At 37.0% G+C, this 10894-nt stretch carries 17 protein-coding genes; 16 read left to right on the top strand and 1 reads right to left on the bottom strand.

The window, feature by feature from the left end; translation table 11 throughout:
- Positions 1-252 (top strand): zinc ribbon domain-containing protein (locus tag QZ276_RS06425; RefSeq protein WP_292486366.1); only part of this gene is annotated, 252 nt, incomplete at its 5' end.
- 508 nt (positions 253-760) lie between these two features.
- On the opposite strand, the gene QZ276_RS06420 is transcribed toward QZ276_RS06425, so the two are convergent.
- On the bottom strand, positions 761-1666 hold the full coding sequence (locus QZ276_RS06420) for a hypothetical protein (protein WP_292486364.1): 906 nt from the start codon (positions 1664-1666) through the stop codon (positions 761-763).
- Between the two features lie 410 nt (positions 1667-2076).
- Between QZ276_RS06420 and QZ276_RS06415 the strand changes: the two genes are divergently transcribed.
- The 15 genes from QZ276_RS06415 to QZ276_RS06345 all read left to right on the top strand — a co-directional run.
- The gene (locus QZ276_RS06415; RefSeq protein ID WP_292486362.1) at positions 2077-2634 is read left to right on the top strand and encodes a 50S ribosomal protein L15e; all 558 of its coding nucleotides are present in this window, start codon (positions 2077-2079) and stop codon (positions 2632-2634) included.
- A 19-nt stretch (positions 2635-2653) separates the two neighbouring features.
- Positions 2654-3100, top strand: a complete 447-nt coding sequence (locus tag QZ276_RS06410; RefSeq protein WP_292486360.1) for an RNA-binding protein — start codon at positions 2654-2656, stop codon at positions 3098-3100.
- Entirely contained in the window at positions 3093-3818 is a 726-nt protein-coding gene (gene rnp3 / locus QZ276_RS06405; RefSeq protein WP_292486358.1) for a ribonuclease P protein component 3, read from the top strand. The genes QZ276_RS06410 and rnp3 overlap by 8 nt, the downstream gene beginning before the upstream one ends.
- 2 nt (positions 3819-3820) lie before the next feature.
- A complete protein-coding gene (locus QZ276_RS06400) occupies positions 3821-4204 on the top strand; it encodes an Rpp14/Pop5 family protein (RefSeq protein ID WP_292486356.1) in 384 nt (127 codons plus the stop codon).
- A 45-nt stretch (positions 4205-4249) separates the two neighbouring features.
- Positions 4250-5017: an archaeal proteasome endopeptidase complex subunit alpha gene (gene psmA, locus QZ276_RS06395; protein ID WP_292486354.1), complete on the top strand. Its 768-nt coding sequence runs from the start codon at positions 4250-4252 to the stop codon at positions 5015-5017.
- Between the two features lie 43 nt (positions 5018-5060).
- A complete protein-coding gene (locus QZ276_RS06390; RefSeq protein ID WP_292486353.1) occupies positions 5061-5753 on the top strand; it encodes a ribosome assembly factor SBDS in 693 nt (230 codons plus the stop codon).
- Positions 5754-5766: 13 nt separating this feature from the next.
- Positions 5767-6564, top strand: a complete 798-nt coding sequence (rrp4, locus tag QZ276_RS06385) for an exosome complex RNA-binding protein Rrp4 (RefSeq protein WP_292486351.1) — start codon at positions 5767-5769, stop codon at positions 6562-6564.
- Positions 6565-6681: 117 nt separating this feature from the next.
- Positions 6682-7671 carry an exosome complex exonuclease Rrp41 gene (gene rrp41, locus QZ276_RS06380; RefSeq protein WP_292486349.1) on the top strand — a complete coding sequence of 330 codons (990 nt, stop codon included), beginning with the start codon at positions 6682-6684 and terminating at the stop codon, positions 7669-7671.
- On the top strand, positions 7661-8443 hold the full coding sequence (gene rrp42 / locus QZ276_RS06375) for an exosome complex protein Rrp42 (protein WP_292486346.1): 783 nt from the start codon (positions 7661-7663) through the stop codon (positions 8441-8443). Before rrp41 ends, rrp42 begins: the two co-directional genes overlap by 11 nt.
- Positions 8444-8498: 55 nt before the next feature.
- Positions 8499-8789, top strand: coding sequence for a 50S ribosomal protein L37ae (locus QZ276_RS06370; protein ID WP_292486345.1), 291 nt, complete (start codon positions 8499-8501; stop codon positions 8787-8789).
- Positions 8790-8794: 5 nt separating this feature from the next.
- Positions 8795-8932, top strand: coding sequence for a DNA-directed RNA polymerase subunit P (locus QZ276_RS06365; protein ID WP_013194072.1), 138 nt, complete (start codon positions 8795-8797; stop codon positions 8930-8932).
- A gap of 73 nt (positions 8933-9005) precedes the next feature.
- Positions 9006-9479, top strand: coding sequence for an rRNA maturation protein (locus QZ276_RS06360; RefSeq protein ID WP_292486342.1), 474 nt, complete (start codon positions 9006-9008; stop codon positions 9477-9479).
- Position 9480: 1 nt separating this feature from the next.
- Positions 9481-9741 carry a KEOPS complex subunit Pcc1 gene (locus QZ276_RS06355; RefSeq protein ID WP_292486340.1) on the top strand — a complete coding sequence of 87 codons (261 nt, stop codon included), beginning with the start codon at positions 9481-9483 and terminating at the stop codon, positions 9739-9741.
- A 73-nt stretch (positions 9742-9814) separates the two neighbouring features.
- Positions 9815-10183, top strand: a complete 369-nt coding sequence (locus tag QZ276_RS06350; RefSeq protein WP_013194069.1) for a prefoldin subunit beta — start codon at positions 9815-9817, stop codon at positions 10181-10183.
- Positions 10184-10263: 80 nt separating this feature from the next.
- Positions 10264-10894: bifunctional oligoribonuclease/PAP phosphatase NrnA (locus QZ276_RS06345; RefSeq protein WP_292486337.1), on the top strand; the 631-nt coding region annotated here is incomplete at its 3' end.

The following is a 10894-nucleotide window of genomic DNA, read 5'->3' as shown; positions in this document are numbered from 1 at the left end:
TTTGTACAGAAATTAGAATATAAAGCAGAATGGTATGGTAAAAATATCATCAAGATAGGACAATTCGACCCATCAAGTAAAATCTGTCATGTATGTGGATATTATCATCAGGATTTGGAACTTAAAGACAGAGAATGGGAGTGTTCTGACTGCAAAACGACACATGATAGAGACATCAACGCATCAGTTAACATTAAAAAGTTTGCACTGGATAGACAGAATCTACTAGGCATCAAGTCACCTTCGGGATGAGGAGTAGAGCCTGTGGAGTTGCGTTCGTTAGAACAAACTATGAAACAGGAACCTCCTCCCAAAAGGGAGGAGTAATTCACATTATTCAATCTTTAAGTTATGGTATTATAGGGGTTATCATAGCTGACTGCTCTCTCACGAGTAAACTCGTGAGGTTCTATTGAACCTCGAGAGCCTCAACCTTTGACGAGGTTGAGCGTTTGCTGGTTCATAGACGGTACTTGCGAACCGATGTCGAAACCAGTCGTAGAGGTACCATCTCCACAGCCGTTGATTTCCGCGAGCCCCACGGTATGCCTTAATACTGATTATACGTTTTAAAACTAGATAAATTTTATCTGATGCTAGCGATTTTTATGTTTATCATAAACTTATCAAACATCAACGGGGTTGTTTCATCAATCTTTAAACGAAGTTTAAAGATATCCTTTAATCTTTGATTTAAGGAAGCGGTTAGAAACTGTTAGCTTTCACGTACCTCTGTTGCCCCATATTCGTAAATAAATTTTTAGTAATTAATCAGTTCCTCAGGTTTGTATATATCTTTGCCTGTTTTATCCATATAGAGTCTTGTCCACCAGATAGTTTCCAGTGCAGGAATTATGATAATTGACAGTATTAGATTTATAAATCCCCATGCGATTGTAGTTATTTCAGTAATTCCTATAAATTCTCCTATAATTCCCATTAATATAGAAATAGCCAGTAGAACCAGCCATAAAAGAAAAACATCGAGTTTGTTTTTCGTGAATTTGTTAAATCCTTCTTCTATTGAGCTTACAGGATCGAGTTTATCAACTATCAGAGCGTATTCAGTGAATGCAAGGACTATACTTATTGCTACTATATAAAGCATCCATGCCAGAAAACCAGCAAATAACATAACGGTACTTCCAGTAGCCATTTGGGGGTTTGATATTAATAAATCCAAATCTTCTACTGAAAGGAACCCAGGTACTAAAAATATGATTCCTGCAAATGTTATCAGCCCCATAAGGATTTTTAAAAAAAACATATTGACAACGTTTTCTCTACCATAACTAAACATTTTCCCTATATCAGTATTACCATTTTCCGTAGCACTTTTTGACATTCCAATAGCACCGGCTGTGAAATAGGATTGTACAAACGTTATAAGAAGGACAAGTATCAATATTCCAGCGATTACAATCCATAGGTTCTCAATAAATACTGATGATAAAATATCCATCACCTGTTCAACATTGACGTTTGCCTGTCCCAGACCTTCTGAGGGGAGGGCAGGCATGACAAACATTGCAGTAAATGCAGTTAAGCCTAGGATGAATATTATTCCGCTCAGAATCATATTTAGAATAAATGGTATTGTTATGTTGAGGTTTCTGGTGAATGTATTAAAACCTCTACTGAGTATGCTTCCAATTTCTTCGGTCATTGATTAATCTCCATGTTATGATGTATTGGCTGGATATTAATGATTCTATTTATAATCCCAGTGAACAAACTATATGTAATTTAGTTATGTAACAGAGTTTCTTAAGATTATATATTAGTCACTGCAAATAATATTTATGAGAGCGGGTAAAGAGTGGGGTCATTCAGTGATGAGGCATTGTATATTTGCAGATGATGCCTCATCATTAAAAACTTTTATTTTTGATTTCCTTTTTCTGTCTGCATGGTTGTATTTTTATATGATAATATAACTCAATATAGTTGCATAAAAAACTTTAAATCATATTAAGTTTGTAGTGCACTTGTTTCATTTACGGGATGTTATCCCGTCGGAATGTGACTCAAAATATGAGTTGAACCATGAAACTAAAATGAAACCAGGTGAGAAAATTGTCAAAGCCGTTTTATAATTATATAAGAGAAGCATGGAGAAAACCTGAAGAGACATACGTAGATAACCTTAGATGGCAGCGTTTGCAGGAATGGAGAAGACAGGGTTCAATTACAAAAATAAATCGCCCTACCCGTCTTGACCGTGCAAGAACACTTGGATACAAGGCAAAACAGGGTATAATTGTTGTACGTGCAAAGGTACGGCGTGGAGGGATGAGAAAATCCAGATACAATGCTGGACGGCGTACCCAGCGAATGGGCAAAAACAAAATAACAACTGGTAAAAGCATCCAGAGGATTGCTGAAGAACGTGCATCCCGCAAATACCCCAACATGGAAGTTTTGAATTCTTACTGGGTGGCTGAAGATGGAAAATCCAAATGGTATGAAATTATTCTTGTTGATCCAAACCATCCGGTAATAAAAAGCGATAAAGACCTTAACTGGGTTTGTTCCAACAAACAAAAAGGACGATCCCACCGCGGAAAAACTAGTGCTTCAAGAAAAGGTAGAGGCATAAGAAAAAGCGGTAAAGGTACAGGAAAAACCAAATAAACGCTTTGGGTAGACTCAATTGATACATTATATAACATTGCGTGCAACATCACACGCAACAGAAGAAAAATCCAGAGTAAAAAACTCTCTGGATTTATTTTTGTTGAATTCTGTAAGTAATATCAATACAGATGAGATTGTTGAAGTACTGGATGTTGAAGGTCATTACGGGAATCCTATATCTCTTTGCAGTGTTGAATTAACCCGTAAATCCGAATGCAAAAGATTGGTTGAATTTATAAAGGACAACCTGAGCTCGCAGGATTTAGCTACTGTTTATAAAGAGATACCTGACCGCCTTGATGATGAACAAGTTTTCCATCTCAGATTCAATAAACAGGAATCATATCTTGGTAGGTTATTACTGTCAACATCGTCTGATGCTATTATAGTTAAAATAAAGATTGCAACCTACCCTAAAAATTGGGAACAGGCAAAAAAGAATGTGGAGGACTTGTTTGGGTAATCCCAGATTTTATGATTTCAATGTTCATACTGTTCCAGATGGTAAGGATACAGTAAAAGATGTAATGGCTTTTGCAAAACATTTAGGTTTCAGTGGCTTTGCAATTACAAACCACAGTAATGTAGAAGAACCCTATCTTGAAGGAAGTATGCAAGACGGAATTGATACATATAAGGCAGTAGAAATAGTAGTATCTAATCCATCTAAACTCAATGGTCTGGTAGGAAAATACCGAAAAAATGTGGATGTAGTGGCTGTCCACGGTGGAAATGAAGAAATAAACCGTGCGGCAGTAGAAACTCCTGCAGTGGATATTCTTGCACATCCCCAAACATCAAAAAATGGCGGTATAAACCACGTGCTTGCAAAATCAGCAAGTCACAACAACGTGGCAATAGAATTTAACCTTGATTCTATTATAAAAGGACGTGGTGGAAAAAGGGTTCATACACTTTCATTTTTCAGCAAAAATCTTGAACTTGCAAGAAAGTACAATGTATCAACTGTATTAACAAGCAATGCATACAATTGTTTTGACCTTCGTGCACCTGAAGAAATGATAGCACTTTCAAAGCTTTTTGGTATGAGTAGAGAGGAAGCCATAACTTCACTTAGTGATATTCCTGAATCTATTATCACCAAAAATAGAAACAGTGGTATTGTACAGGGAGGCGTAGAAATTGTTAATGAAGAAATAATAAGTAGCGACGGTGAATAAGTGTGAAAATACTTCCACCTACTTTGAGAAACCGTAAAAGGTATCTTGCATTTGAATTGATTTCAGAAAAAGAGGTACCAAGGGATGATTTGATAAAAGAGATTTTTTCATGTGCCAGTTCATTGATAGGTGACCTTGGTTCAAGTGAATGCAATATCAGATTATTAAGTTTTGAAAATTCAAAAGGTATAATACGGTGTAACCACAATACTACTGATAAAACACGTGCAGTACTTGCAACAGTTTCAAATATCTCAGGAACACAGGCTGTTATACACATACTTGGTATATCAGGCACTGTAAAAGGGGCAACAAAAAAATACTTGGAAGAATTTGAAGTATTCAATCCGAAAGAACAATCATATTTAAAAGAGTACAAATCCTAATATATCTTATTACAAATTTTTATGCGAGATGGAGTTGATTAATACATGCAAATGAGCGCACCACAAATGGGTTATGATAGAGCAATTACAGTTTTTAGTCCAGATGGACGACTTTTCCAGGTAGAATACGCGAGGGAAGCAGTTAAAAGAGGCACAACTGCTGCAGGTATAAAAGCAAAAGATGGGGTTGTATTACTGGTTGATAAGCGAATAACCAGCAGATTAATAGAGGCAGAATCAATTGAGAAAATCTTCCAGATTGATGCCCATATAGGAGTAGCAACATCAGGACTTGTAGCAGATGCACGTACGCTGGTGGATAGAGCAAGAGTTGAAGCTCAGGTCAACAGGGTGTCATTCGATGAACCGATAGGTGTAGAGGTCATAGCCAAAAAGATATGCGACCATAAACAGACCTACACCCAGTTTGGAGGAGTACGTCCTTATGGTACTGCCGTGCTGATAGCAGGTATCGATGATAATAACCCCAGATTATTTGAAACAGATCCTAGTGGAGCCCTTCTTGAATACAGAGCAACAGCAATCGGAGCAGGTAGAAATTCCTTCATGGAAACATTTGAAGCAAATTACAGTGACGACATGGACATTGATTCTGCAATAATGCTTGGTATGGATGCACTATATAATGTTACAGAAGGTAAACTTGATGCTTCAACACTTGAAGTTGGCATAATTACTACCGATACAAAGGAATTCAGAAAATTCTCCAATGAAGAAGTAGAAAATTATGTAAATAAAGAATTGGAGAAACATAAAGGAGAAGAACCTGAGGAAAGTTCCGGCGAAGAATAATCTCTCCCGGAACATCTGATTTAAATTAAAAGGAGCAAAAAGTATGATATCCCTTGATGATTCTGTAATTGCAAGATATAAAAAAGGTGGTAAACAGTTTGAGGTATTTGTAGACCCTGATGGGGCACTTGATATTAAAAGAGGAGAGGATATCAATATAGAAGACATTATTGCAGTGGAATCAGTTTTTGAAGATGCTAATAAAGGAAATCTTGCATCTGAATCCGATATACAGGAGATATTTGGAACAGATGATGTCTATGAAATCATATACAACATCATAAAACACGGTGATATTCAGCTAACTAAAGAACAAAGAAAACGAATGCTGGATGAAAAACGTAAGCAGGTTGTAAATATCATTGCCCAGAATGCAATAAACCCTCAGACTAAAACCCCACATCCACCAAGCCGAATTGAAAGTGCGATGGAAGAGGCAAAAGTTAATATTGATTTGTTAAAAAGTGTAGATGAACAGGTGAATACTGCATTAAAAGCAATTAGACCCATTATACCGATTCGGTTTGAAGAAGTAAAAGTAGCTGTCAAGATTCCTGCTAGTTATGCAGCAAAATCCTATGGTGAAATATCCAGATTCGGTACAGTGGAAAAGGAAGAATGGCAAAATGATGGCTCATGGGTGGCTGTAGTAAGAATACCTGCAGGTGTACAGAATGATTTTTACAGCCTTATAAACCGTTTGACAAAAGGTGAAGCTGAATCCAAACTTTTGTAAGAGGCAACACATTATGGATCAAAATATTGTGCTACCAGGTCAATTATTATCAGAAAATGCTGAAAATTCAGGGTCTGGAACCTATGTGAAAGATGGGAAAGTTTATTCTCTTTTGTACGGCATACTGGATAATAAAAAAAAAGTAACAGTTGTACCGTTTTCAGGTAAATATATTCCTGTCCCCAAAGACCTGGTTATTGGTACCGTTATGGAAGTAACACCCTCAAATTGGGTATTTGATATTAATTCTCCTTATGTAGGGTTAATGCATCTATCAGAATATCCGGCACGTATTGACCCATCAAAAATGACAGATTTTCTTGATGTTGGTGATTCAGCAATACTGCAGATAAAAGATGTCAGTATGTCCATGAAAGTGGAACTTACCATTACTGGTCGGAATCTAAAAACCCTCAATGAAGGGCGTATAGTTGAAATCAAATCAACAAGGGTTCCCTACATAATCGGTAAAGGCGGTTCTGTAATATCAATGCTCAAGAAAAAATTTAACTGTGATATTTTTGTAGGTCAAAACGGTAGAATCTGGATTAATGGTAAAGATGAAGATATGGATTACTTAGAAAAAGCTATTAAGTTGATAGTGCAAAAATCCTATTATTGTGATTTAAATAACAACAACAATGAAATCCTGCAACTTTTTGAAACAGAATCCAGTGAACAAACAGGTTCTGAAGGTTCTGATAACTCTCAATCCGAAGAAAAATCTTTCAGAAAAAATTCCAAAAACCACGACACTCCAGAAGATACCTGTCGCAAAATCGATGCACTACTGGACCCATCACATGATTAATATAATTTGATTTTAATCTTATTTTATGGATTTATATATTTAAAAACTGGAAGATAAGGATGGGAACAAGGAGAAAAGTGAAAAATGAATGAGTAAATAATCTGGAGATAATAAATTATGAACAATGAACCAACAAAGTTTATTGATGAAAACGGTTTACGTGTTGATGGCAGACGTACCGATGAAATCAGACCGATGAAAGTTGATATAGGTGTTTTGTCCAGAGCTGATGGCTCTTGTTACCTTGAATGGGGAAACAATAAAATAATTTCTGCAGTCTACGGACCCCGTGAATTACATCCTAGGCGTATGCAGCGTCCCGATGCAGCAGTCATACGCTACAAATACAATATGGCTTCTTTTTCTGTAGAGGATAGACAGCGTCCGGGTCCAAGTCGTCGAAGTAGTGAAATATCCAAGGTTAGTAGCGAGGCGTTTGAACCTGTTGTCATGACACAATTTTATCCCAACACTGTTATTGATGTTTTTTCCGAAGTACTTGAAGCAGATGCAGGTACAAGGACTGCTGCCATTAATGCTGCAACACTTGCTTTAATCGATGCAGGAATACCTCTGAAAAGTTTGGTATCAGCCTGTGCGGTGGGAAAAGTTGATGGTCAGCTTGTACTGGATTTAAATAAAAAAGAGGATAATGAAGGAGAAGCAGATCTGCCAGTTGCAATTACTCAAGATGGAGAAATCACACTTATTCAAATGGATGGACACCTGACTGAAGATGAAATTAAACAGGCAATGGAACTTGTTAAAAATGGTTGCCAACAGATTCAGCAAATTCAAAGGGAAGCGCTCCTTAAAAAATTCGGTCAATATGAGGAGGCAGATACTGAAATACAATCTGTACCTTTAACTAAAAAATCTTCTAAACAGGAGACTGAATCTGTTGATACAGAAAGCAGTGAATTAATTTCCGGTAATATCCTGTCTGATGAATCCTCTGAAAATCGGGAAGAACAGGAAACAGACACATTAGATATCCTTGAAGATGAAACCGAACAATCTGAAGATAATGAGGATGATTCGGATGAAGAGGATTTTTTTGTGGAAATTGTGAGAAATAATACAGAAGGTGAATCAGATGACCAGTGAAGTAATGTCAAAACTTAAAAAGGATTATGTTTATCATCTGATGCTTAAAGAAAAACGGGAAGATACCCGTGCATTTGACGAGATACGTGATATCAGCATCGAGACAGGTCTAATAGGTAATGCAGAAGGTTCTGCAAAGGTTTACTGGGGAGATACCCAGTTGATAGTTGGTGTCAAACTACAGGTAGGTGAGCCATTCCCTGATACACCGGACAAAGGGATAATTATTACCAGTTTGGAACTAAACCCAATCGCTTCACCGGATTTTGAAGCAGGTCCTCCAAAAGAGGATGCTATTGAAATAGCAAGGGTTGTTGATCGAGGAATACGTGAATCAGGCGCAATAGATTTAAATAAGCTGTGTATTACGGAAGGAGAAGAAGTCTGGACAGTATTTATAGATGTCAACGTTCTCAATGATGACGGTAATATTATGGATGCAGCATCAATTGGTGCGATTGCAGCACTTATGACCACAAATATTCCTGCTGAAAGCGAAGGGTACGGTGAAGATATGATGATGCCTGTACGCGATATACCAGTAGGAATATCTCTGGTGGATATTAGTGGAGAATTAATGGTTGACCCTACTTATAACGAAGAATCCGTTTGTGACACTAAAATCACAGTAGTGTCCAATCAGGACGGTTCCATATCAGCCATGCAAAAAAGCGGAACAGGAAGCCTTACAGAGGAAAAAGTATTACAGGCTGTTAATATAGCAAGAACAAGGGCATCTGAAATAAGAGAGAAATATTTATCCAATATCTAAACATTTAATCGATATTATATAAAAAGTAATTTTCACATTCCTAAAGGTTGATAATATGGCAAAAGGATATAGAACAAAAGGAAGAGTTACCAGATCAGCAGGAAGATTTGGTACAAGATACGGACGAAAAGACCGCAAATTAATAGCAAATATTGAAGAACAGATGCATAAAAAGCACAGATGTTCTAACTGTGCACGTGTTTCAGTAAGAAGAACAGGAACAGGTATTTGGGAGTGTACCAAATGTGGACATACTTTCGCAGGTGGAACTTATACTCCTCAGACCAGTGTGGGTAAAACTGTCCCAAGATCTATCAAGAAAGCTATTGAAGAAGAGGTTGAATAAATACTATGGGGTACAAGTGCACACGATGTAAGAAAGTAGTTGAGATTGATTATCATTACACAGGTATACGTTGCCCTTACTGTGGACATCGTATACTTGTAAAAGAACGTCCAACTACTATAAAGCGTATCAAAGCAGAATAAATACGCTTTACTTTGTTTTTTTAATTTTACACCGGGAAAACTAAATATTGGGATTGAATGTATTTTAGCCCATATGATACTGTCCACCTCTCGTAAACCCTCATCCAAAACCCGTACATTATGCAAACATTTATCCCGTTTTCTAAACTGTGATTATGTAAATCGTGGAAAAAGGTCTTTTGAGGATATTTTTGGTATTTATCCCGGTGTTCCGGTATTGCTGATAGGAGAATCTCACGGAAATCCTGGAAGTTTTGATATATTTGATCAGTTTGGAAATTACAAACTATCTATTTATATGAATGTATATTATCCTCAAAATTTTAAATCTGTAAACAGGAAAAAAGAAATACCAGTTGTTTCAGGAGGTAATGATATTGCCGAAACAATTGCAAAGACACTTTCATTTGAAAATATGAAATATTTTGAACAATCTAACCCCAGATGTATAAGTGTGGATAAGGATTCGATTGATTTTATGGATTCTGGAGGATTGTTATTTAGTTTTAGAATAAAGAGTTACAGAGTTTTTAATGATGGTGTTTGATGTGAGGGTTACAGCTGAATCCATATTTGAAACGAATTATGCAGAAAATATCTACAGGGCAGTGTTACCGGAAGCAGAATCCAATGATTTTGAAAGGTCAGTTGTTGATATTTCTGTTAATGAAACAGGTCTATTATTAAACATAACAGCAAATGACTCTGTATCCATGAGGTCTGCTTTGAATACATGGCTTCGTTTGGTGCAGATTGCATATGAAGTTGGAGAGGTAACACAGCCTTTTTTTAATGAAGAATATAGGTAAATTTAAGTAGATTTTTATTATCATGGAAACATTCAAATCATTTCAAGTTAATTGCAATAACAGGTGAAACTAAATGAGTCAGGAATTACCTCCACAGGCACAGAATCAGATGTCGCAATTACAGCAATTGCAGCAACAAGCACAGTCGTTAGCAGTACAGAAAAATCAGGTGGAATCATCTCAAAAAGAGACCGAAAAAGCTCTTGAAGAATTGAATAAACTTCCAGAAGATGCAACAGTGTACAGAATGGTTGGGAATGTTCAGGTAAAAACCACCAGAGATGATGCGATTGAAAAACTGGAAGAACAAAAAGAGAACCTTTCACTGAGACTCCAGTCTATCAACCGTCAAGAAGAACGTATCTCAAAGCGATTCAAACAGCTCCAGGAACAACTCCAGCAGTCAATGGGCAAACAGCAGCAGGGTGGTCAGGCACAGTAACATCGGTTGAGGTGTTATGTGCATATTAGATAACAGTAAGCCATAGGTATATCATTATGGCATACCATCGAGAGGTGCAAATGCAGGTCGATGAAACGGAGTTTTACAGCAGACTCCTGGACTATCATAATATTTTATTTTTATGTCACCGAAACGCAGATCCGGATGCAGTAAGTAGCGCGTTTGCACTTTCTGAAGCTGTTGGTGGTACAGTAGGACTTGTGGAAGGATGCAATAGACTTGCAGCACTGCTTGTTGACAGGTTGGATATTGAAGTTGTGGATGAACCAGACCCTCAAAGTTATGAATTTGTAGTTGTGGTGGATACATCCACAAGTTCACAATTAAACGATATAGAATTACCTAATTACTGTGTTATAGACCATCATTCAACAACAGCGTTAACTGAAAAAGCTGATTTTTACCTGCATTCCAGAGCAACATCAACAGCAGAAATAGTATTTAAAGTATTAAAATCAATGGGAGCACCCATTACCCGTCGAACTGCTATAGGGCTTATATCAGGTATCATTACTGATACCGGCCATTTTAAACATGCAAATTCAAGTACTTTTAGAAACCTTGCAGAGATAATTGAGTCAAGCGGGGTGGAGTACGCTGAAGTACTTGAGATGATGGCCACAGCTCCTCAGGATATATCATTGCGTATAGCAATGTTAAAATCTGCACAGAGACTGGAAATTGAACGTG

It is taken from the genome of Methanohalobium sp., assembly GCF_018609725.1.
GTDB lineage: Archaea > Halobacteriota > Methanosarcinia > Methanosarcinales > Methanosarcinaceae > Methanohalobium.
This window is presented reverse-complemented; position numbering and strand designations above follow the sequence as displayed.